The sequence below is a fragment of the Streptomyces justiciae genome, from assembly GCF_015163075.1.
GTDB lineage: Bacteria > Actinomycetota > Actinomycetes > Streptomycetales > Streptomycetaceae > Streptomyces > Streptomyces justiciae.
Genome location: NZ_JADDXU010000021.1, coordinates 40,795 through 62,812, shown reverse-complemented (window position 1 = coordinate 62,812; position 22,018 = coordinate 40,795). Strand labels below are relative to the sequence as shown.

21 protein-coding genes and 1 riboswitch are annotated in these 22,018 nt (G+C 70.0%); of the genes, 10 read left to right on the top strand and 11 right to left on the bottom strand.

From position 1 onward, the window contains the following. Positions 1-87: 87 nt before the first annotated feature. The 4 genes from groL to thrC all read right to left on the bottom strand — a co-directional run bounded on the left by groL (position 88) and on the right by thrC (position 4,247). Positions 88-1,710 carry a chaperonin GroEL gene (gene groL / locus IQ210_RS39715; RefSeq protein WP_059195844.1) on the bottom strand — a complete coding sequence of 541 codons (1,623 nt, stop codon included), beginning with the start codon at positions 1,708-1,710 and terminating at the stop codon, positions 88-90. 332 nt (positions 1,711-2,042) lie between these two features. Next, the gene (locus tag IQ210_RS39710; RefSeq protein ID WP_004986573.1) at positions 2,043-2,246 is read right to left on the bottom strand and encodes a cold-shock protein; all 204 of its coding nucleotides are present in this window, start codon (positions 2,244-2,246) and stop codon (positions 2,043-2,045) included. 442 nt (positions 2,247-2,688) lie between these two features. Then, positions 2,689-2,964 (bottom strand): ubiquitin-like small modifier protein 1, encoded by a 276-nt coding sequence (locus IQ210_RS39705; protein ID WP_059195843.1) that lies wholly within the window; start codon positions 2,962-2,964, stop codon positions 2,689-2,691. Further along, positions 2,961-4,247 (bottom strand): threonine synthase, encoded by a 1,287-nt coding sequence (gene thrC / locus IQ210_RS39700; protein ID WP_194084135.1) that lies wholly within the window; start codon positions 4,245-4,247, stop codon positions 2,961-2,963. Before thrC ends, IQ210_RS39705 begins: the two co-directional genes overlap by 4 nt. Positions 4,248-4,265: 18 nt before the next feature. Next, a riboswitch (SAM riboswitch) is annotated at positions 4,266-4,422 on the bottom strand. A 136-nt stretch (positions 4,423-4,558) separates the two neighbouring features. Here thrC and IQ210_RS39695 point away from each other — a divergent pair. Continuing rightward, positions 4,559-5,503, top strand: a complete 945-nt coding sequence (locus tag IQ210_RS39695; RefSeq protein ID WP_194084134.1) for a glucosyl-3-phosphoglycerate synthase — start codon at positions 4,559-4,561, stop codon at positions 5,501-5,503. Between the two features lie 81 nt (positions 5,504-5,584). Beyond that, a complete protein-coding gene (locus tag IQ210_RS39690) occupies positions 5,585-6,973 on the top strand; it encodes an alpha,alpha-trehalose-phosphate synthase (UDP-forming) (RefSeq protein WP_194084220.1) in 1,389 nt (462 codons plus the stop codon). Here IQ210_RS39690 and otsB read toward each other — a convergent pair. The 3 genes from otsB to IQ210_RS39675 are packed head-to-tail and all read right to left on the bottom strand — an operon-like array spanning position 6,949 to position 9,449. Continuing rightward, positions 6,949-7,869, bottom strand: coding sequence for a trehalose-phosphatase (gene otsB / locus IQ210_RS39685; protein ID WP_194084133.1), 921 nt, complete (start codon positions 7,867-7,869; stop codon positions 6,949-6,951). The two genes, IQ210_RS39690 and otsB, sit on opposite strands and share 25 nt — an antisense overlap. A gap of 53 nt (positions 7,870-7,922) precedes the next feature. Beyond that, complete coding sequence (locus IQ210_RS39680; RefSeq protein ID WP_194084132.1) at positions 7,923-8,150, bottom strand: DUF3263 domain-containing protein; 228 nt, start codon at positions 8,148-8,150, stop codon at positions 7,923-7,925. Positions 8,151-8,183: 33 nt separating this feature from the next. Then, positions 8,184-9,449, bottom strand: a complete 1,266-nt coding sequence (locus tag IQ210_RS39675; RefSeq protein ID WP_456115069.1) for an ABC transporter substrate-binding protein — start codon at positions 9,447-9,449, stop codon at positions 8,184-8,186. Between the two features lie 105 nt (positions 9,450-9,554). Here IQ210_RS39675 and IQ210_RS39670 point away from each other — a divergent pair, with 105 nt between their 5' ends. The 3 genes from IQ210_RS39670 to IQ210_RS39660 all read left to right on the top strand — a co-directional run bounded on the left by IQ210_RS39670 (position 9,555) and on the right by IQ210_RS39660 (position 12,756). Further along, a complete protein-coding gene (locus IQ210_RS39670; RefSeq protein WP_194084130.1) occupies positions 9,555-10,499 on the top strand; it encodes an ROK family protein in 945 nt (314 codons plus the stop codon). Beyond that, entirely contained in the window at positions 10,499-11,710 is a 1,212-nt protein-coding gene (gene nagA, locus IQ210_RS39665; RefSeq protein WP_194084129.1) for an N-acetylglucosamine-6-phosphate deacetylase, read from the top strand. The genes IQ210_RS39670 and nagA overlap by 1 nt, the downstream gene beginning before the upstream one ends. A 116-nt stretch (positions 11,711-11,826) precedes the next feature. Further along, the gene (locus IQ210_RS39660) at positions 11,827-12,756 is read left to right on the top strand and encodes a 1-phosphofructokinase family hexose kinase (protein ID WP_194084128.1); all 930 of its coding nucleotides are present in this window, start codon (positions 11,827-11,829) and stop codon (positions 12,754-12,756) included. A gap of 4 nt (positions 12,757-12,760) precedes the next feature. On the opposite strand, the gene IQ210_RS39655 is transcribed toward IQ210_RS39660, so the two are convergent. Beyond that, positions 12,761-13,726 carry a CBM35 domain-containing protein gene (locus IQ210_RS39655; RefSeq protein ID WP_194084127.1) on the bottom strand — a complete coding sequence of 322 codons (966 nt, stop codon included), beginning with the start codon at positions 13,724-13,726 and terminating at the stop codon, positions 12,761-12,763. Between the two features lie 132 nt (positions 13,727-13,858). Beyond that, positions 13,859-15,511 carry a diguanylate cyclase CdgB gene (gene cdgB, locus IQ210_RS39650; protein ID WP_194084126.1) on the bottom strand — a complete coding sequence of 551 codons (1,653 nt, stop codon included), beginning with the start codon at positions 15,509-15,511 and terminating at the stop codon, positions 13,859-13,861. A 418-nt stretch (positions 15,512-15,929) separates the two neighbouring features. Here cdgB and IQ210_RS39645 point away from each other — a divergent pair, with 418 nt between their 5' ends. Both IQ210_RS39645 and IQ210_RS39640 read left to right on the top strand, forming a co-directional pair. Beyond that, on the top strand, positions 15,930-16,412 hold the full coding sequence (locus IQ210_RS39645; RefSeq protein ID WP_228049343.1) for a flavin reductase family protein: 483 nt from the start codon (positions 15,930-15,932) through the stop codon (positions 16,410-16,412). A 58-nt stretch (positions 16,413-16,470) separates the two neighbouring features. Continuing rightward, complete coding sequence (locus IQ210_RS39640) at positions 16,471-16,962, top strand: GNAT family N-acetyltransferase (protein ID WP_194084124.1); 492 nt, start codon at positions 16,471-16,473, stop codon at positions 16,960-16,962. A gap of 16 nt (positions 16,963-16,978) precedes the next feature. Here IQ210_RS39640 and IQ210_RS39635 read toward each other — a convergent pair whose 3' ends face one another. Then, positions 16,979-17,842: a sigma-70 family RNA polymerase sigma factor gene (locus IQ210_RS39635; protein ID WP_194084123.1), complete on the bottom strand. Its 864-nt coding sequence runs from the start codon at positions 17,840-17,842 to the stop codon at positions 16,979-16,981. A 283-nt stretch (positions 17,843-18,125) separates the two neighbouring features. Then, on the bottom strand, positions 18,126-18,563 hold the full coding sequence (gene arfB / locus IQ210_RS39630; RefSeq protein ID WP_194084219.1) for an alternative ribosome rescue aminoacyl-tRNA hydrolase ArfB: 438 nt from the start codon (positions 18,561-18,563) through the stop codon (positions 18,126-18,128). A gap of 157 nt (positions 18,564-18,720) precedes the next feature. Between arfB and IQ210_RS39625 the strand changes: the two genes are divergently transcribed. The 3 genes from IQ210_RS39625 to IQ210_RS39615 all read left to right on the top strand — a co-directional run bounded on the left by IQ210_RS39625 (position 18,721) and on the right by IQ210_RS39615 (position 21,768). Next, positions 18,721-19,296 carry a TerD family protein gene (locus IQ210_RS39625; RefSeq protein ID WP_059195829.1) on the top strand — a complete coding sequence of 192 codons (576 nt, stop codon included), beginning with the start codon at positions 18,721-18,723 and terminating at the stop codon, positions 19,294-19,296. 71 nt (positions 19,297-19,367) lie between these two features. Next, complete coding sequence (locus tag IQ210_RS39620) at positions 19,368-19,889, top strand: GNAT family N-acetyltransferase (RefSeq protein WP_194084122.1); 522 nt, start codon at positions 19,368-19,370, stop codon at positions 19,887-19,889. A 331-nt stretch (positions 19,890-20,220) separates the two neighbouring features. Continuing rightward, positions 20,221-21,768: a M4 family metallopeptidase gene (locus IQ210_RS39615; protein ID WP_194084218.1), complete on the top strand. Its 1,548-nt coding sequence runs from the start codon at positions 20,221-20,223 to the stop codon at positions 21,766-21,768. Positions 21,769-22,018: the final 250 nt, after the last annotated feature.

Below are 22,018 nucleotides of genomic sequence, written 5' to 3'. Positions count from 1 at the left end.
CCCGAGGGCGGCACCCCCCGCTCTCGCGAGAAGTGCCGCCCTCGGTACGGACGTTGATCAACCGTCAGGCCTCGCGGCCCGGGGTGATCAGAAGTCCATGTCACCGCCCGGCATACCGCCACCGGCGGGCGCGGCGGCCTTCTCCGGCTTGTCGGCGATGACGGCCTCGGTGGTGAGGAAGAGCGCGGCGATGGAGGCGGCGTTCTGCAGAGCGGAGCGCGTGACCTTCGCCGGGTCGATGATGCCTTCCTTGACCAGGTCGACGTACTCACCGGTCGCGGCGTTGAGGCCGTGACCCGGGGTGAGGTTGCGGACCTTCTCCACCACGACGCCGCCCTCGAGGCCGGCGTTGACGGCGATCTGCTTCAGCGGGGCCTCGAGGGCGAGCTTGACGGCGGCAGCGCCGGTCGCCTCGTCACCCTCCAGCTCCAGCTTCTCGAAGACACCGGAGGCCTGGAGCAGGGCCACGCCACCACCGGCGACGATGCCCTCCTCGACGGCCGCCTTGGCGTTGCGCACGGCGTCCTCGATGCGGTGCTTGCGCTCCTTGAGCTCGACCTCGGTCGCGGCACCGGCCTTGATGACGGCGACGCCACCGGCGAGCTTCGCCAGGCGCTCCTGGAGCTTCTCGCGGTCGTAGTCCGAGTCGCTGTTCTCGATCTCGGCACGGATCTGGTTCACGCGACCGGCGACCTGGTCGGCGGAGCCGGCACCGTCGACGATGGTGGTCTCGTCCTTGGTGATGACGACCTTGCGGGCGCGGCCCAGGAGGTCCAGGGTCGCGTTCTCCAGCTTGAGGCCGACCTCCTCGGAGATGACCTCGCCGCCCGTGAGGATGGCGATGTCGCCGAGCATGGCCTTACGGCGGTCACCGAAGCCCGGGGCCTTGACGGCGACGGACTTGAAGGTGCCGCGGATCTTGTTGACGACCAGGGTCGACAGGGCCTCGCCCTCGACGTCCTCGGCGATGATCAGCAGCGGCTTGCCCGACTGCATGACCTTCTCCAGGAGCGGGAGCAGGTCCTTGACGGAGCCGATCTTGGAGTTGGCGATCAGGATGTACGGGTCGTCGAGCGACGCCTCCATCCGCTCCATGTCGGTGGCGAAGTAGGCGGAGATGTAGCCCTTGTCGAAGCGCATACCCTCCGTCAGCTCGAGCTCCAGACCGAAGGTCTGGGACTCCTCGACGGTGATGACGCCTTCCTTGCCGACCTTGTCCATCGCCTCGGCGATGAGCTCGCCGATCTGGGTGTCGGCGGCGGAGATGGAGGCCGTCGAAGCGATCTGCTCCTTGGTCTCGACATCCTTCGCCTGCTCAAGGAGGGCACCGGAGACGGCCTCGACGGCCTTCTCGATACCGCGCTTGAGAGCCATCGGGTTGGCACCGGCGGCCACGTTGCGCAGACCCTCGCGCACCAGGGCCTGGGCCAGGACGGTCGCGGTCGTCGTGCCGTCACCGGCTACGTCGTCGGTCTTCTTCGCGACTTCCTTGACCAGCTCGGCGCCGATCTTCTCGTACGGGTCCTCGAGCTCGATCTCCTTGGCGATGGACACACCATCGTTGGTGATCGTGGGGGCGCCCCACTTCTTCTCGAGGACGACGTTGCGACCCTTGGGGCCGAGCGTCACCTTGACGGCGTCCGCGAGCTGGTTCATGCCGCGCTCGAGGCCGCGCCGCGCCTCCTCGTCGAACGCGATGATCTTGGCCATGTGAAGTGGTCCCTCCAGGACTGGGGGTGATTCCTTCGGACCGCGCCCGCGCCCGCGACGGACGGCTCGCCGGCCCGTGGTTCCTTGCCCCACCTGGCCTGCGGGCCTCACCGACCCGGTCCTTCTTTGTCACTCTCACCTTCAGAGTGCTAACGCCAATGATTAGCACTCGGCATGGTCGAGTGCAAGCGCCTCCCGGGGATCGGGCAGCCCCACCAGGCATCCCGCCGCCGGACCTGGACCGGGCCTGGACAGGCCGAAGGGCCCGTACCCCTCGCGAGGTACGAGCCCTTCAACAGAAGACGTCGCTTGCGGTTTGGTCGGTCGCGCGATCAGGCGGTGACGCGAACCATGTCGGCCTGCGGGCCCTTCTGGCCCTGCGAGATCTCGAACTCCACCCGCTGGCCTTCTTCCAGGGTGCGGTACCCGTCCATCTGGATCGCGCTGTAGTGGACGAAAACATCCGCACCACCGTCGACCGCGATGAAGCCGTACCCCTTCTCCGCGTTGAACCACTTGACGGTGCCCTGAGCCATGCCTAACTCCCCTATTACTGGCCCTTGCACAGATCCACACTTCGCGGATCCGGGTCAGACCTCACCCCCCACGGATTGGGGGCGTGCGCCGGAACGCGTCGACCGCGGCTGAATGTATCTGTCCAACTGCCGTCTGCAACAGGTCAATCGGACGAGAATTCTGGACGTGCGGGGTCCGGAATGTAGTGAGAATTCGCCCGAATTCAGGGCAAGTCGGGCCCCATAAAAGGCGCAAAACTCGCAAAAGAACCGCACACTTTGGCTGCTTCTCGTCGCAAGTGGAGCAGGTACTCATATGCGTGTGGCATGGAAGGCGCAGCAGCTTCCCCAACTGTACCGCGCTCAACCATAGAGAATTGCCCCCTCCGCTTCTCTCACGGAGGGGGCAATTCGTTGAACTCTCAGTAATTCGCCTTACCGACGGTAATGTTCGGTCATTCGGTCAGCCGCCGGCGACGGCCGGGATGATCGAGACGCCCGCGCCGTCCGGGGTGGCGGTCTCCAGGCCCTGCTCGAAGCGGACGTCGTCGTCGTTGACGTACACGTTGACGAACCGCCGCAGCTTGCCCTGGTCGTCGAGGACGCGGGCGGCGATGCCCGTGTGGTTCTTCTCCAGGTCGGCGATGACATCGGCGAGGGTGGCACCCTCGGCGGCGACCTCGGCCTGCCCGCCGGTGTAGGTGCGCAGGATGGTGGGGATGCGGACGGTCACGCTCATGCGAGGCCAGCCTCTCGGAAGGAGTCCAGGTTGGGGCGGATGGTCGCGGTGAGGCCGGTGCCGGCCACCGCGTCGAGGGTCTTGAGGCCGTCGCCAGTGTTCAGCACGACGGTGGTCTTCGTCGGGTCCAGGAGACCGTTCTCGATCAGCTTGCGGGTCACACCGACCGTCACGCCACCGGCGGTCTCCGCGAAGATGCCCTCGGTGCGGGCCAGCAGCTTGATCGCGTCGACGATCTGCTCGTCGTCGACGTCCTCCACGGCACCGCCGGTACGGCGGGCGATGTCGAGGACGTACGGACCGTCGGCCGGGTTGCCGATGGCGAGGGACTTGGCGATGGTGTTCGGCTTCTGGGGACGTACGACGTCGTGGCCCGCCTTGTAGGCGACCGACACCGGCGAGCACCCCTCCGCCTGGGCGCCGAAGATCTTGTACGGCTTGTCCTCGACGAGGCCGAGCTTGATCAGCTCCTGGAGACCCTTGTCGATCTTCGTGAGCTGGGAGCCGGAGGCGATCGGGACGACCAGCTGGTCCGGGAGCTGCCAGCCGAGCTGCTCGCAGATCTCGTACGCCAGGGTCTTGGAGCCCTCCGCGTAGTACGGCCGCAGGTTGACGTTGACGAAGCCCCAGCCCTCGCCGGCCGGGTCGCCGATCAGCTCGGAGCAGAAGCGGTTCACGTCGTCGTAGTTGCCCTCGATACCGACGAGCTCACCGCCGTATACGGCGGCCATGACGACCTTGCCCTGCTCCAGGTCGTGCGGGATGAACACGCAGGAGCGGAAGCCGGCGCGGGCGGCGGCGGCACCGACGGCACCCGCGAGGTTGCCGGTGGAGGAGCAGGACAGAGTGGTGAAGCCGAAGACGCGGGCGGCCTCGATGGCCTGGGCGACGACCCGGTCCTTGAAGGAGTGCGTCGGGTTGCCGGAGTCGTCCTTCACGAACAGCTTGCCGGCCTCGACACCCAGCTCACGGGCGAGGTTGTCGGCCTTGACGAGCTTGGTCCAGCCGGGGTTGATGTTGGGCTTGTCGGCCACGTCCGCGGGGACGGGCAGCAGCGGTGCGTAGCGCCAGATGTTCGCGGGTCCCGCCTCGATCTGCTTGCGGAGCTCCTCGGCGTCGTAGGCGGAGAAGTCGTACGCGATCTCGAGCGGGCCGAAACACTCCTCGCACGCGAAGACCGGGCCGAGAGGCACGCGGTGGCCGCATTCGCGGCAGCTGAGCGCCGCGGCGGGGCCGAGGTCCACGGTGGTTTCGGTGGTGCTTGCAACAGTCTGCGCAGCCATGAGAGGCGAGGCCCTTTCTCCTCATCTTCCTCACGACGCATCTCGCCGTGAGACGGATTTGGCACCTTCCCTAGCCGGGAGCCTCGCGGTGCGATCGTCTCTGATCGCTACGAGACCGGCTGGAGGGTTGCCGGGGCTTCATCGGGCCGTATCCCTCTGCCCCTCTGGATGAGCGGTATGAAGTTGTGAACGTCGGACGATCCAGGACATGCGATGGTCATCCGCGTTGTTCAAGACTGTAACCGACGACCAGGACAGTTGAGATAGTCGTCCGAACCGCGAGATGGATCACATGAGAAGGGGCCGCCTACGTGCTGGAAGAAGTCGAGCGCTGGCTGACCACGCGCTCCTGGTCCGTGACCGACCGGCCGCTGCACCAGATCCTGGCCGCCAAGCAACGCACGAACCAGTCGGTGAGCGTCGTGCTGCCCGCGCTGAACGAGGAGGAGACGGTCGGCGACATCGTCGCGATCATCCGTCACGACCTCATGCAGCAGGTTCCGCTGGTCGACGAGATAGTCGTCGTCGACTCGGGCTCCAGCGACCGTACGGCACAGGTGGCGGCCGCGGCCGGGGCCACGGTCGTGCACCGCGACGCGATCCTCCCCCGCCTCCCTGCCGTCCCCGGCAAGGGCGAGGTGCTGTGGCGGTCGCTGCTCGTGACCGGCGGTGACATCGTCTGCTTCATCGACGCGGACCTGAAGGAGTTCTCCTCCGACTTCGTCGCCGGGATCGTCGGCCCGCTGCTGACCGAGCCCGGGGTCGACCTGGTCAAGGCCATGTACGACCGCCCGCTGGGCGGCGCGGCGGGCCAGGGCGGCCGGGTGACCGAGCTGATGGCCCGCCCGCTCCTGAACATGCACTGGCCGCAGCTGGCCGGCTTCGTCCAGCCGCTGGGCGGCGAGTACGCGGCCCGCCGCTCCCTGCTCGAACAGCTGCCGTTCCCCGTCGGCTACGGCGTCGAGCTCGGCATGCTGGTCGACGCCCTGCACCTGGTCGGCCTCGACGCGCTCGCCCAGGTCGACGTGGGCGTCCGCAAGCACCGCCACCAGGACGGCCAGGCCCTCGGCCGGATGTCCGCCGCGATCTACCGCACGGCCCAGCTCCGCCTGGCCCGCGGCCATCTGATCCGCCCCGCGCTCACCCAGTTCGAACGCGGCGAGACCGGCTTCGAACCGCGCACCTACTCCGTGGACACGGAGGAACGCCCGCCGATGGTGGACATCGCCGAGTACGCGGAACGCAAGGTGGCGTGAGTCCGCCAGGCCGGGGCCTCGGTGAACCGGACGAACGTTTGAGCAATCCGCGGCCGGGCTAGGTTGATCCGTATGGCTCGTATGGCTTCAACGTTCGGTGCTGCGCGGGTACTGGTGGCCTCCAACCGGGGACCGGTCTCGTACGACGTCCAGGCGGACGGCACGCTGTCCGCGCGGCGCGGTGGCGGGGGGCTGGTCTCGGGGCTGTCGGCGATCGGGACGGACGCGGACGCGCTGTGGGTGTGCTCGGCGCTGAGCGACGGCGACCGTGAGGCGGTGCGGCGCGGGGTGGGCGAGGCCGGGGTACGGATGCTCGACATCCCGGCCGACGTGCACGCGGACGCGTACAACGGCATCGCCAACTCGGTCCTCTGGTTCGTCCACCACATGCTGTACCAGACCCCGCTGGAGCCGGTCTTCGACGCGGAGTTCCGGCGGCAGTGGGCGTCGTACGAGACGTACAACCGGGCCTTCGCCGAGGCGCTCGCGGACGAGGCGGCGCAGGGTGCGGCGGTCGTCGTCCAGGACTACCACCTCACCCTGGTACCGGGCATGCTCCGCGAGCTCCGCCCCGACCTGCGGATCGGACACTTCTCGCACACGCCGTGGGCGCCGCCGGAGTACTTCCGGATGCTGCCGGACGACGTGGCGGAGCAGGTGCTGCGGGGCATGCTGGGCGCCGACCGGCTGGGGTTCCTGACCCGGCGCTGGGCGTCGGCGTTCGAGGCGTGCGCTGCGGAGATCGTCGGCGGGCTCGGGGACACGCGGATCGGCGTGCACGGGCTGGGCGCGGACGCGGACTTCCTGCGCGAGCGGTCGCACGAGGCGGACGTGAACGAACGGATCACGGCCCTGCGGGCGGAGATCGGCGCGGGCCGCAGGACGATCGTCCGGGTCGACCGCACCGAGCTGTCGAAGAACATCGTGCGCGGCCTGCACGCGTACGAACACCTGCTGGCGAGCCGCCCCGAGTGGCGGGAGCGGGTCGTGCACGTGGCGTTCGCCTACCCGTCCCGGCAGGACCTCGCCGTCTACCGGGACTACACGGCCGAGGTGCAGCGGCTGGCCGAGGAGATCAACTCGGCGTACGGGACGCCGGGTTGGACGCCGGTGGTGCTGCACGTCAAGGACGACTTCGCCCGCTCCCTCGCCGCGTACCGGCTCGCCGACGTGGCGCTCGTCAACCCGATCCGGGACGGCATGAACCTCGTCGCGAAGGAGGTACCGGTCGTCTCCGACGAGGGGTGCGTGCTGGTGCTGTCGCGGGAGGCGGGGGCGTACGAGGAGCTGGGCGACGACGCGATCGTGGTCAACCCGTACGACGTGATCGGCACGGCCGACGCGCTGCACGAGGCGCTGACGATGGCGCCGGGCGAGCGGGCGGAACGCACGAAGCGGCTCGCGGCGGCGGCCACGGCGTTGCCGCCGGCGCAGTGGTTCCTGGATCAGCTGGCGGCGCTGGAGGGGTGACCTGGGGGAGGCAGTTGGTCCGCCAGGTGCCTCAGCAGCTCCACCAGACCCGCCGGGCCGTTCACCACCAGATCTGCCCGTTCCTTCAGGTCCGTCACCTCCTCGCTGCCTGTGCTGCACACCAGGAGGCCCGGTACGCCGTCGGAGCGGAGTTTGTCCACGGCGGCGAAGGCGGGGAGGTCTCCGAGGTCGTCGCCGGCGTAGAGGACGGCCTCGGCGCCCAGTTCGCGGACGTAGTCCGTCAGGGCGCGGCCCTTGTCCATGCCGGGTGGGCGGAGTTCCAGGACGAGGCGGCCGGGTTCGACGATCAGGCCGTGGCGGGTGGCGAGGTCGGTGAGCGGGGTGCGGAGGGCGTCGAAGGCGGCCTGCGGGTCCTCGGCCCTGCGGGTGTGGACCGCGACGGCCCGCCCCTTCTCCTCGATCCAGGTGCCCTGCCAGGCGCCGATGCCGTCCAGGAAGCCCGGCAGTTCCGCGCGGACCGCGGCGACACCGGGGTGCGGGGCGGGCGCGGTGACCTCGCCGCTGACGGCGTCCCAGCGCTCGGCGCCGTAGTGGCCGAGGACGACGAGGTGTTCGAGGCCGGGGACGCCGGCGAAGCCGCCGAGGCGTACGGCGACACCGGCGGGGCGGCCGGTGACGACGGCGACCGCGGCGAGCTTCGGGGCGAGCGCGGCGAGCGCGGGTACGGCGTCGCGGTGGGCCCGCGCCTGCTCCGGGTCGGCGACGATCGGGGCGAGCGTGCCGTCGAAGTCGAGCGCGACGATGGTTTTCGCGGGGTGCGCGAGGATCGCGGCGAGCCCGTCCCGCCCGGCCGGGGTCACCGGCGTCGGCGTCGGCGTCGGCGTCGGCGTCGGCGTCGGCAGGGAGTCGTCCGTGGAGTCCTTGTGGCTGCCCATAGGGGGACCCTATCCACGCGGGCGCATGACACGCCTTTTTCTCGCCCCCGCCGTCACCTCTCCGATCTGCGCGTCTCCCGGACCCGGCGCAGTCGGTTCACCGTCACCGGGTCGTGGGCCAGGGCTCGTGGGTCGTCCAGCAGGGCGTTCAGGAGTTGGTAGTAGCGGACCGGGGCCAGGCCCAGTTCCTCGCGTATCGCACGCTCCTTCGCGCCGGGGCCGGTGAAGCCGCGGCGTTCCAGCGCGAGGATGGCCTGTTCTCGGGGGGCCAGGTCGTTCATGTCACCGACCGTAGCCCCCGCCACTGACAAGCCCTACTCCGCGCTCTCCGCCATCAGCGCCGTCGACTGGAGGCCGTTGAGGATCGCCGAGGGGCTGCCGCCGGCCGTCACCGCCTTGCCGATCCGCTGCTTGACCGCCGCGCTGACCTCCGCCCAGGAGACCTTGCCGACGGGGTAGAGCTCGGAGCCGGTGAGTTCCGTCAGGAAGGGCTTGAGGTCCTGGTCCTGCTTCGCCGTGCTCATGGTGTCGGACGCCGACATGGTCACCGGCAGCAGGTCGTACTCGCGGGAGAACGCGAGCACGTTCTTCTCGTCGTAGACGAAGTCGAGGAAGTCCCCGATCTGCTCGGCGTGCCCGTTCTGCTTGAACGCCGTCATCCAGTCGGCGACGCCCATGGAGTACTTGGTCGGGCCGTCGACACCGGGCATCGGGACCATGCCGAACTTCACGCCCTTCGCCGCGGCCGTCTTCATCAGCGTGGGATGCCCGTTGAGCATGCCGACCTGGCCGTTCGCGAACGCGGCGAACGCGTCCGCCCGGTTCAGCTTCCCCGGCGCGACCGGCCCGGTCAGCCCCTTGCCGACCAGGTCGTCCTTGAGCCAGGTGAGGGTCTCGATGTTGGCCGGGGAGTTGATGCCGTAGGTGCCGGTGTCCTCGGTGTAGCCGCCCCCGCCGCTGAGCAGCCACTGCATGGTCTCGGCCTGCGCCTCCTCGGAGCCGAGCGGCAGGGCGTACGGGTACTTCACGCCGGCCGCCTTCAGCGCGGCGGCGTCCTCGGCGAGCTCGTCCCAGGTCTTCGGCGGGGTCAGCCCGGCCTTGCTGAAGAGGGTCTTGTTGTAGAAGAGCAGCCGGGTGGAGGAGGCGAACGGCATCCCGTACTGCGTCGAGTCCACCTCGCCCGCCGTGGCGAGTTGCGAGACGAAGTCGGCCTGCGTGGGGATGGAGAGCAGTTCGTCCGCCGAGTAGAGGAGGTCGTCGTGGGCGTAGTCGGCGTACGCGCCGATCTGCGCCATGTCCGGCGCGTCGCCGTCCGCGACCATCTCCTTGGCCTTGCGGTCGACGTCGTTCCAGGAGTAGACGCTGACGTCGACCTTCACACCCGGGTGCGCGGACTCGTAGTCGGCCACGAGCTTGTCCCAGTACTTCTGGGAGCTGTTCGCCTTGCTGTCCCCGTAGTCGGCGGCGACCAGCCTCAAGGTCACGTCCCCCGACTCCCCGCCGAGGCCGCAGCCGCCGAGAACCGCCGTCATGCCCAGTGCGGACACCACCGCGATCGTTCCTGTCCTACGCCGCTGCACTGCCAAGCCCCTCATGGTCTCCGAAACTTTCGAAAGGTCAGACATAAGGTCTACACCACGTGAGTGGACTAGACCTCTCACGGGTCGGCGGGCCACACTACCCCCGTGAGACATGTCATCGCCCTCGATGTGGGCGGCACCGGAATGAAGGCCGCCCTCGTCGGCGCCTCCGGCGAGCTGCTCCACCAGGCCCGCCGGGCCACCGGCCGTGAGCGCGGCCCGGACGCGGTCGTCGAGGGCATCCTCGACTTCGCCGCCGAGCTGCACGCGTACGGCGCCGAACACCTCGGCGAGCCCGCGTCCGCCGCCGGCGTCGCCGTCCCCGGCATCGTCGACGCGGAGCAGGGCGTCGCCGTCTACGCCGCGAACCTCGGCTGGCGCGACGTCCCCCTGCGCGATCTGCTCACCGAGAGGCTCGGCGGCATCCCCGTCGCCCTCGGCCACGACGTCCGCACCGGCGGCCTCGCCGAGGGCCGGATCGGCGCCGGCCAGGGAGCCGACCGTTTCTTCTTCGTCCCCCTCGGCACCGGCATCGCGGGCGCCGTCGGCATCGGCGGCCGGGTGGAGGCGGGCGCCCACGGCTTCGCGGGCGAGATCGGCCACATCGTCGTACGACCGGGAGGGACCCCGTGTCCCTGCGGACAGGTCGGCTGCCTGGAGCGGTACGCCTCCGCGTCCGCGGTCAGCGAGGCCTGGGCGGCGGCGACCGGGGACCCGGAGGCCGACGCGGCCGACTGCGCGAAAGCGGTCGAGTCCGGCGACCCGCGGGCCCAGACCGTCTGGCAGAACGCCGTCGACGCCCTCGCCGACGGCCTGGTCACCGCCCTCACCCTCCTGGACCCCAGCACCCTGATCATCGGTGGCGGCCTGGCGGAGGCGGGGGAAACCTTGTTCACACCACTGCGGGACGCGATCCGGCAACGGATCACTTTCCAGAAGCTGCCGTCGGTGGTCCCGGCGGCACTGGGCGACACAGCGGGTTGCCTGGGTGCCGGGCTACTGGCCTGGGATCTCCTCACAACAACTGACGGCATGGAGGTAACGCCCTGATGGCAACGCCGCAAGGGGCGCGGGGAACTGCGCGACCAGCCACGACGAGCCCGCACCCCGCAACGGACAGCGCCCCCCTCATCCTGTCCGGCGCCACGGTCGTCCTCCCCACAGGAACCGTCCAAAACGGCCGAGTGATCATCGACGGCGACAAAATCATCGGCGCCGCACCGGAGAACGCCCAGGTCATCGACGTAACCGGCCACACCCTCGTCCCAGGGTTCGTCGACATCCACAACCACGGCGGCGGCGGAGCCAGCTTCACCTCCGGCACCGCCGACGACGTACTCACCGGCATCCACACTCACCGCGTGCACGGCACCACCACCCTCGTCGCCTCCACCGTCACCGGCGACATGGACTTCCTCGCCCAGCGCGCCGGCCTGCTCAGCGAACTCGCCGAGCAGGGCGACATCGCCGGCATCCACTTCGAGGGCCCGTTCATCTCCCCGTGCCGCAAGGGCGCGCACTCGGAGGAACTCCTGCGCGACCCCGACCCCGCCGAGGTCCGCAAGCTGATCGACGCCGCCCGCGGCAAGGCCAAGATGGTCACGCTCGCCACCGAACTCCCCGGCGGCATCGACTCCGTACGGCTGCTCGCCGAGCACGGCGTCATCGCGGCGATCGGCCACACCGACGCGACGTACGAGCAGACGGTGGAGGCCATCGACGCGGGCGCCACGGTCGCCACCCACCTCTTCAACGCGATGCCCGCCCTCGGCCACCGCACCCCGGGCCCGATCGCCGCGCTGCTGGAGGACGAGCGGATCACGGTCGAGCTGATCAACGACGGCACGCATCTGCACCCGGCCGCCCTCCAGCTGGCGTTCCATCACAAGGGCGCGGACCGGGTCGCGTTCATCACGGACGCGATGGACGCGGCCGGCTTCGGTGACGGCCGTTACATGCTCGGCCCGCTGGAGGTCGAGGTCAGCGAGGGCGTCGCCCGGCTGGTGGAGGGCGGTTCGATCGCGGGGTCGACGCTGACCCTGGACCGCGCCTTCAAGCGTGCGGTGACGGTCGACAGGCTGCCGGTGGAGGACGCGGTCGCGGCGCTGTCCGCCAACCCGGCCCGGCTGCTGGGCATGGCCGACCGCATCGGCTCCCTGGAGCCCGGCAGGTACGCCGACCTCGTGCTTCTCGACGCCGACTTCGAGCTCAAGGGCGTGATGCGTCGCGGTGAATGGGTGGTCGCTCCCCAACTGGGGTGATCTGTCCATCTGTTGAGGGCGGCGGTTGTCCTGGGAGACTGGGCCGACCGCCGTCCGTTTGGCATGATCACCCCACCAAACGGCTCAGCAACGTCTTTCGGGGGAGGTCGGCCCAGGTGATCCTCACGGTCACGCTGAACACCGCTCTCGACATCACCTATCGCGTACAAACCCTGAAGCCGCATGCCTCCCACCGGGTCTCCGAGGTCACGGAACGCCCCGGCGGCAAGGGCCTGAACGTGGCCCGCGTGCTGGCGGCCCTCGGGCACGAGGTGACGGTCACCGGCTTCACGGGCGGCGCCACCGGCCGCGTCATCCAGGACCGGCTCACCACGACCCCCGGCGTGACCGACGCGCTGCTCCCGGTCTCCGGCGCCACCCGCCGCACCATCGCCGTCGTCGACGAACAGACCGGCGACACCACCCAGCTCAACGAACCGGGCCCCGCGGTCACCCCACCGGAGTGGTCGGCCTTCCAGGAGGCGTACGAGGATCTCCTCGCGTCGGCGGACGCGGTGGCCCTGTGCGGCAGCCTGCCGCCGGGCGTTCCGGTGGGCGCGTACGCCGGGCTGGTCCGCACCGCGCGCGCGGCCGGAGTGCCGGTGCTCCTCGACACCAGCGGGGAGCCGCTGCGCCGGGGCGTGGCCGCCCGCCCCGACCTCATCAAGCCGAACGCCGACGAACTGGCCGAACTGACCGGCTCCCACGAGCCGTTGCGGGCCACGCAGGACGCGCTGCGCCGGGGCGCCCGCGCGGTCGTCGCCTCCCTCGGCACCGACGGCCTGCTCGCCGCCGCCCCCGAGGGCCGCTGGCGCGCCACCCCACCGGCCCGCCTCCACGGCAACCCGACCGGCGCCGGCGACTCGGCGGTCGCGGGCCTGCTGTCGGGGCTGGTGGAACACCTGCCGTGGCCGGACCGGCTGGCCCGCGCGGTCGCGCTGTCCGCGGCGACGGTCGCGGCACCGGTGGCGGGCGAGTTCGACCGGAAGGCCTACGAGGAGCTGCTGGGGCGGGTCGCGGTGACGGGCGGGGTCAACGCGGCCTAGACGACTAGGAGTCGACCCAGCCGTTCACCAGCCACAGCTGGTCCAGGAGGGCGTCGCACTGGTTGCCCTGCTCGCAGGAGATCTTGATGGTGTTGCTGCCCTTGTTGAGCTGGACGTAGTTGTACGTCTGCGTCCAGCCCTTGGCGTAGTCGCCCTCGGCGGCCTTGGCGTAGTTGTCCATGCCGACCGGGGTCTTGGAGGCCGTGCCGTTGATCGAGAGGGTGGCGGTGGCGTCCTTGCCGGGGACGCTGTAACCCGTGTACAGCGTGTACTTGCCGCTCTTCGGGATGCCGCTCACGTTCCACGTGACCGAGGCGCCGACCTGGTTGAAGCCGTTGAGGTAGATCCCGCCGTCGGCCTTGGCGCCCTGGATGTCGGACGCGGTGGTGATGCCGGGGCTCAGCGAGAGGGCCTTCGCGTCGATCTTCGGCAGGTCCTCCTCGCTCGCCGCGCTGCTGCTCTCCGAGGGGCTCGGCTCGCTGCTCTGCTGGGCGGACGGCGTGCTGGACGCGTCGCTGCCGCCCGCGTCCTTGTCGTCGTCACCGCCGAGCATGGCCACGCCGATGCCGATGACGACCGCGGCGACCACCGCGATGGCGCCGATCAGCAGACCCTTGGTGTTGGGGCCACGGCCGCGCCCGCCGCCGTTGCCGCCATGGCCGCCGTACGGCTGCTGCTGCGTGGTGGGGGCGCCGCCCGGGAACGTCTCCGGGGCGGCGTAGTGCGCGTTGGTCGGCTGGCCGTACGCGCCCTGCTGCGGTGCCTGCTGCTGCGGGACCTGTCCGTACGGCGCGGTCGGCTGCTGCTGGCCGTACTGGCGCTGTCCGACGGGGCGCACCCGGTTGACGGTGTTCGGGTAGCCGTAGCCACCGGAGGGCGGCTGGGCTCCGTTGGCCTGCCCGTCGGCGTAGAGGTAGCCGAACGGGTCGTCGTCCTCGGGCGTGCTGGCGCCGTTGTTGCCGGACGTCATCCCTCAGGTCTCCTCACCAGGTGCGGGTGGATGCGTTACGTGCGATGACTGGGGCGAGCCTACCCGCTCCAGCTGCCCCAAACGGGTGACTCGGACCTCATCACCCGACCGCTTCACGCCCTGACCTGGGATTCAGCCCGCGCGCCTGTGCTGTTTGGGACGAGATCGTTTCTCTACGTACATCCGTTCGTCCGCGGACTTGAGCACCTCGTCGGCCGTCATGCCGCAGTGCGCCCAGCCGATGCCGAAGCTGGCGCCCACCCGGACGGCCCGGCCCTCGGCGCGGATGGGCTGGATGATCTCGTTGCGCAGGCGTACGGCGAGGTCGGCGGCGTCGGCGCGGCCGAGGCCGTCGGCGAGGATGACGAACTCGTCACCGCCGAGCCGGGCGACGGTGTCGCCGTCGCGGACCTGCCGGGTCAGCCGGCGGGCGACCTCGATGAGGACCGCGTCACCGGCGTTGTGCCCGAACCGGTCGTTGATCGACTTGAAGCCGTCGAGGTCGCAGAAGAGGACCGCGAGCCCCTTGGTGCCGTCGTCGTGGTCGCTCTCGGGGGCGACGGTGTGCACATGGTGGTCGTAGGCGTCGAAGGACTCGGCGCCGGGCCGGAAGTCGAAGCCGTGGCCGTGGGCGTCGAAGGCGGGGTGGCCGTAGGCCGCGTCCAGGGACTCCAGGGCGCCGGGGTGCGCGGGGCGCTGGCACAGGCGGGAGGAGAGGCGGGCGCGCAGTTCGGCGGAGTTCGGCAGGCCGGTGAGGGAGTCGTGGGAGGCGCGGTGGGCGAGCTGGAGCTCGCGGCGCTTGCGGTCCTCTATGTCCTCGACGTGGGTGAGGAGGAAGCGCGGGCCGTCCGCGGCGTCGGCGACGACCGAGTTGCGCAGCGAGACCCAGACATACGTGCCGTCGCGGCGGCCCAGGCGCAGCTCCGCGCGGCCGCCCTCCGCCGAGGTGCGCAGCAGGGTGCCTATGTCCTCGGGGTGCACGAGGTCGGAGAAGGAGTAGCGGCGCATCGCGGACGCGGGGCGGCCGAGGAGACGGCACAGCGCGTCGTTCGTCCGCAGGATCCGACCGTGCTGGTCGCCGCCCATCTCGGCGATCGCCATGCCGGAGGGGGCGTACTCGAAGGCCTGCCGAAAGCTCTCTTCACTCGCCCTGAGCGCCTGCTGCTCCCTTTCGAGCCTGACCAGTGCGCGCTGCATGTTGGCCCTCAGGCGCGCGTTGCTGATCGCGATCGCGGCCTGGAACGCGTACATCTGGAGCGCTTCGCGCCCCCACGCGCCCGGCCGTCGTCCGTTGCGCGGCCGGTCCACCGACAGCACGCCGATCAGCTCGCCGCACGAGCCGCCCTGCACGCCCGGCGTGAACATCGGTGCGAAGAGCCGGTCGGAGGGGTGCCACTCGTCCTCGAAGCGGGGGGCGGGGCCGTCGGTGTACCACTGCGGTACGTCGTCGTCGTCGAGGACCCAGCCCTCGGTGTGCGGGATGAAGACCAGGTCGCCCCAGTTCTCGCCCATGCTCAGCCGGCGCTCCCAGGACTCGCGGGAGCCGACCCGGCCGGTGATCAGCGCCTCGGCGGCGGGGTTGCCGGCGAAGGCGGCGACGACGAGGTCGCCGTCGGGGCGGACGAGGTTGACGCACGCCAGTTCGTAGCCGAGGCCGGTGACGACGCCGTCGGCGACCGTCTGCAGGGTGTCCGCAAGAGACCGGGCGGTGTTCATGTCCGCCATGACCTGATGCAGTTGCCGCAGAGTGGCAAGACGGACGTAGGGCTCCGACTCGGTCTCCATGCTCGCCCTCCCCCCGAGACCTCGCAGCGAATCAAGGGTTCTCATCGGCGTATCGTTCTGGCAGCTTCCCCGCCACTGAATCACAGCGCGCTGCCCACTCGGTACACAGGGTCAACAATTAATGCCCCTTGTGACTCAAGTCACAGCTAAAGATGAACAATTGAGTGGAGTTTCTGCGTTTTCGCTGTGCGTTTACTGAACGCAAACTTTGTGGGCATGTGCGCTGTGCCTATGAGTGCGGTCGAGGCGGTCGAGGCGGGTCGGTCGCGGGTCCTAGGTCCGGGTTCGGGCTGAGGTCCGATGCGGGGTGCGCTGGGCGGACACTAGCGTTCCCGACGTGCCGAACACAGCCCCCACCGCCACCGTCCTTCCCTCCGGGCATCCTGAGGGGGTGAGCAACGACGAGTTCCGCGCCGCCATGTCCCGGCTGGCCGCGGGTGTGGTCCTCGTGACCGCCTTCGAGCCACCGCTGGACGCGGAGGGGCCCAAGGGCGAGGACGTCGGCATGACGGCGACCTCGTTCATGTCGGTGTCCCTGGACCCGCCGCTGGTGCTGGTCAGCCTGCGTACGGGCTCCCGCATGGACGACCTCCTCGACGAACAGCCCCTGTGGGCGGTCTCCGTCCTCGCCGAGAGCCAGCGGCACATCGCCGGGCGCTTCGCGATGAAGGGCCGGCTCAGCGACCGTCTGCTCTTCGAGGACATCCCGTACGTCCGTGGCTCGGCGACCGGTGCCGCGCTCGTCGGGGGCGCGCTGGCGACGCTGGAGTGCCGCACCGAGCAGCGCGTCACGGCCGGTGACCACACGCTGGTGATCGGGCGGGTGCTGACGGCGCATGTGCCCAGCGCGGACGGGGGGCCGCTGGCGTACTTCCGGGGGCGGTACCGGCAGTTGGGGTGAAACAGGGGGGACCTAATTCGTGTGGGGCCGGCGGGCGCTCCCGTCTAAGGTGCCGCGCATGATCACCCACGGTCCCCGTCTCGAAGAAATAACCCCGCGCAATATCGACGCCGCCCTCGGCATTCGCGTCCGGCCCGAGCAGGAATTCGCGGTCTCCCCGGTGGTGAAGTCCCTCGCCGAGGCGTACGTCCATCCCGGCACCGCCTGGCCGCGTCTGATCGTCGACGGTGACGACACCGACGCCGTCGCCCGGCCGGTCGGGTTCCTCATGGCCTTCTTCGACATCGACTGGGGTGAGGACGGCAGCGTCATCCGGTCCGGGCTGTGGCGGCTGAACATCGACGCGGGCTCGCAGGGGCGGGGGTATGGGCGGTTCGCCGTGGAGTCGGTGGCGGCGGAGATCCGGCGGCGGGGTGGCGATGAGTTGTACGTGACCTGGCATCCCGGGGAGCACGGGCCCGAGAACTTCTATCTCGGGCTCGGGTTCCGGCCCAACGGGGAGATGGTGGAGGGGGAGGTTGTGGGGGTGCTGGGGTTGGGCGGGCGCTAGAAGGCGCTAGAGGGCGCTAGAGGAGCTCTACCTTGCTCTCGGCCACGTGTCCGGCGTCCGTCACTATGTCGATCACCGCGATCCGGTCGCGTACGAACGTGAACGCCAGCGTCCGCTCCACGCGGCCGTCGACCACCGCCGCGATACCGATCCTGCCGTCGACCAGGGCGGGGTGCGCGAACCTGGCCAGCGCGGCGAAGCTCGTCGCGCCCTTCGCGACCGCGAGTGCGCCGGTCGTCACGCCGGCCTCGCTGCGTGCCACTACGTCCGGGTCCAGGACGCCTACGAGGGCCTCGAAGTCGCCGTCGCGCGTGGCGGCGAGGAAGGCGTCGGCGACCTCCCGCTGACGCCGCCGTGCCTCGTCGGCGTCGGGGGCGGGGGCGCCCTGTACGCGGCGGCGGGCGCGGCTGGCGAGTTGGCGGGCGGCGGCCGGGGTGCGGCCCACTATCTCGCCGACCTCCTCGAAGGGGACGGCGAACAGGTCGTGCAGCACGAACGCGAGGCGTTCTGCGGGGGTGAGGGTGTCCAGTACGACGAGCAGGGCGACGCCTACGGAATCGGCGAGCAGGGCGTCCTGTTCGGGGTCGGCGGTCGTGTCGGGGACGGGGGTGGTGAGCTCCAAGGGCTGTTCGGCTCGGGAGGTTCGGGTGCGGAGCATGTCCAGGCAGACTCGGCCCACGACGGTGGTCAGCCAGCCGCCCAGGTTGTCTATGTCCTCGTCGCCGGTGCGGTTGAGGCGGAACCAGGCCTCCTGCACCGCGTCCTCCGCCTCCGCGGCCGAGCCGAGCATGCGGTGGGCCACGGCCCTGAGGTGGGGGCGGTGGGTCTCGAAGCGGCGGGCCAGGAAGTCGTTGCCGTTGCCGTTGCCGTTGTCGGTCATCTGTCACACCTTTCCGTCGTGGTGTTGACGGATCTCGGGTGCGGGTTGTGACACGGGCGCGGTGCGGTTCGTCGTGGGTCGGGGCCGCGCCGGGGGGTGTCCGTCCTCGGAACGGCGCGGAATCGGGCGTTCAGATAAGGCGCCCGTGTTGACGCGCCAACCGCTGCGGGCGGACACCCCCCGACACGTCCCCTCACGTTCGAACGCGGGTGCGGGTCGTGCCGCCAGGGGCGCGGGGAACTGCGCGACCAGCCACGACGTGCCCGCAGCCGGCCGACTGCCGTCACCCCCAGTCTCGGCCCGTTCTGCCCCGCTTCGTCTCCGCGCGCTGCTTCTTCTCCCTCAGCCGGCGTTCGTTGATGCCCCTCGGAATGCGCGTCGGTTTGCGCGGCTTCGGGGGCGGAGCCGTCGCCTCGGCCAGCAGGGCCGCCAGGCGTACCGCCGCGGTTTCGCGGTTGCGCCACTGGGAGCGGTGTTCTGAGGAGCGGACGGTGATGGTGCCGTCCACCAGGCGGGACGCCAGCCGTTCCAGGGCCCGGGTCTTCCAGACCTCGGGGAGTGACTCGGTGTTGGCCAGGTCGAAGCGGAGTTCCACCTGGGAGTCGCTGGTGTTGACGTGCTGGCCGCCGGGTCCGGAGGAGCGTGAGAAACGCCACTGGAGCTCGGCCTCGGGGAGGGAGACGGAGCCGCGGATGACGTAAGGACCGGACATGCCGTCCATCGTCCCTCGGCTGACCGGCACACGTCACGCGAATATCGTTCACCGGCTGTTCGGTAAAGAAAGTAAAGACACCTGGAACCTTCGCTACCCCTCTCGGCGTTCATACGGGTAGATGTAGCTTCAGGCAGTACATAAACGAGGGAAAGGACTCCCAACCATGGCTGTAAGCCTGTCCAAGGGTGGCAACGTCTCGCTCACCAAGGAGGCTCCGGGCCTGACCGCCGTCACCGTGGGCCTCGGCTGGGACGTCCGCACGACCACCGGTACGGACTTCGACCTCGACGCCTCCGCGATCGCGGTCAACACGCAGGGCAAGGTCTACTCCGACGCCCACTTCGTGTTCTTCAACAACAAGCAGACGCCGGACAACACCATCGTCCACACCGGTGACAACCGCACCGGCGAGGGCGCGGGCGACGACGAGGCGATCAACGTCAACCTCGCGGGTCTGCCCGCCGACATCGACAAGATCGTCTTCCCGGTCTCGATCTACGACGCGGAGAACCGCTCGCAGAACTTCGGCCAGGTCCGCAACGCCTACATCCGCATCGTCAACCAGGCCGGCGGCGCCGAGATCGCGCGCTACGACCTGTCCGAGGACGCGGCCACCGAGACCGCCATGGTCTTCGGCGAGCTGTACCGCAACGGCGCGGAGTGGAAGTTCCGCGCCGTCGGCCAGGGCTACGCCTCCGGCCTCGTCGGTATCGCGCAGGACTTCGGCGTCAACGTCTGACGGTCGTCCGGTTGTATCGGAACCCCCGGCTTCGGCCGGGGGTTCCGGCTTGTGCGGGGTAGCGTCCCCGCGTGCGCCTCGAATCCCTGCCTCTGACGGTCGATCACGACATCCCTGCCCCCGTCCTCACCGAACTCACCGCGCTCTACGCCTCCAACCACGAGTTCCACGCCCTCAGTGGCGACTTTCCCGACCCGGACGACATCCGTCCCGAGCAGGTGGCCGCCGCGCTGGCCGAGGAGTTGGCCGGTCCTGGTGTGGAGGTGCTCCTCGCCCGTAGTGAGGGCAGGGTGGTGGGGCTGGTGATCACTCTTGACCGCCATCCCGATCCCGACGATCCCGATCCTTGGATCGGGCTACTGATGGTGGACGCGGGGGCGCATCGGAAGGGGTTCGGCAGGCGGGTCGCCGGGCTTGTCGAGGAGCGGTTTCTCGCGGGCGGGCGTACCGCCGTGCGGCTCGCCGTTCTCGACAACAATCCCCGCGGGCTCTCCTTCTGGACCGCCCTCGGTTATGAGGTCATCGGGCATCGTGCCGACCTCCAGCTCGGTCGGCCCTGTGCCGTTCTGCGGAAGTCGCTGCGCCCTGTGTGAGTGACAGTTTCTCCGTCAACTTCGCTTAACAAGCGGAGAGTTGACCATGCATCACGCGTCCGCATAGCGGATTGTGAAAACTGACTTTCGGACAAGAACACGTAAAGTCTTGACGGCGGCCTGTCAAACAGGCCGGTTCGGATGGCACCCTCTCCTCGCTCGCCGCAACTCTGTGCCCCACCTGTGCCAGTCATGTGCCTCGCCTGTGCCTCGACACCCTTGAGGCCGGCCCGAAGGAGACCGAGTGAGACTGCAGTCCCGCACCCCCAGCGCCTCCCGCACTCCCCGTACGACCACCCTGCGTGCCGCCGCCCTGATCGGCTCGGCGGCGATGGTCGTGCTCGCGCTGCAGAACGGTGCCGCCACCGCGGCGCCCGAGTCCGTCAGTGGCGCAAGTGCCCTTCCGCTCAGCACCTCGGCCCGTGCCGCCGCGCTCAAGTCGGCGCAGGACGCGGCCGGTTCGACCGCCGCCGAGCTCGGGCTCGGCGCCCGGGAGGCGCTCGTCGTCCGGGACGTCGTCAAGGACGCCGACGGCACCGTGCACACCCGCTACGAGCGCACCTACGCCGGTCTGCCCGTCCTCGGCGGCGACCTGGTCACCCACGTGGCGAAGAGCGGGGCGCTGAAGGGGGTCAGCAAGGCGACCGGTGCCCGGATAGCCGTGGCGTCGACGGATGCGCAGATATCCGCCGCCGCTGCCAAGAAGGCCGCGCTCGCCGACGCCGGTTCCGGGAGCGCCTCCGCCCGCAAGGTGGTCTGGGCCGCCGGGGCCAAGCCCGTCCTCGCCTACGAGTCCGTCGTCAAGGGGCTCCAGCACGACGGCACCCCGAGCGAGCTGCACGTCATCACCGACGCCACCACCGGCAAGAAGATCTACGAGTACCAGGGCATCGACACCGGCACGGGTGCCAGTGAGTACAGCGGGACCGTGCCCCTGGGCACCACCGCCGCCGCCTCCGGCGGGTTCGACCTCGTCGACTCCGGGCGCGGGGGGCACAAGACGTACGACCTCAACGGGGGTACGTCCGGGACCGGCACCCTCTTCCACGACGCCGACGACGCCTGGGGCGACGGCACCCCGGCCAACCGGCAGACCGCCGCCGTCGACGCGGCCTACGGTGCCGCCGTCACCTGGGACTTCTACAAGTCCGCCTTCAACCGCAACGGCATCGCCGGTGACGGCAAGGCCGCCTACTCGCGGGTGCACTACGGCAACGCGTACGTCAACGCCTTCTGGAACGACAGCTGCTTCTGCATGACGTACGGCGACGGATCGGGCAACTTCCACCCGCTGACCTCGCTCGATGTCGCGGGGCACGAGATGAGCCACGGGTTGACGGCGGCCACCGCGGGCCTGAAGTACAGCCGGGAGTCGGGCGGGCTCAACGAGGCGACCTCCGACATCTTCGGCACCTCCGTGGAGTTCTTCGCCAACAACTCCGCCGATGTCGGCGACTACCTCATCGGCGAGAAGATCGACATCAACGGGGACGGCACCCCGCTGCGCTACATGGACAAGCCCAGCAAGGACGGCGGCTCGGCCGACTACTGGTCGCGCAATGTGGGCCGGCTCGACGTGCACTACTCGTCGGGTGTCGCCAACCACTTCTTCTATCTGCTGAGCGAGGGCAGCGGGGCGAAGACCATCAACGGGGTGAGCTACAACTCGCCCACGTACGACGGCTCCACCGTCGCCGGCATCGGCCGCGCCAAGGCCTACCAGATCTGGTACAAGGCGCTGACGACGTACTTCACCTCCTCGACCGACTACGCGGGCGCCCGCACCGGCACCCTCCAGGCGGCGAGCGACCTGTACGGCGCGGGCAGCGCCGAGTACAACGCGGTGGCGGCGGCCTGGAAGGCCGTCAACGTCCAGTAGCCGTACGGCCCCTGCGGGCATACCTAGGCCGTCCGCCTCGGCACCTTACGTATCCCTGTTGGGTGTTGTTGCCGATGCGGGCGGTCGCGGGCCGGCGCCAGACTGTGCGGGGTGCGACCACAGAGCCCGCTCGTCATGGTGATCGGCGACGACGGCATCGCCCTGTCCGGCGGCGCCGCCGAAGGGTCCCGAGGCCGTCCGGTGCGTACGGTGGTCTGTCGGCGGATCATCAGCACGCGCCGGGCGGCCC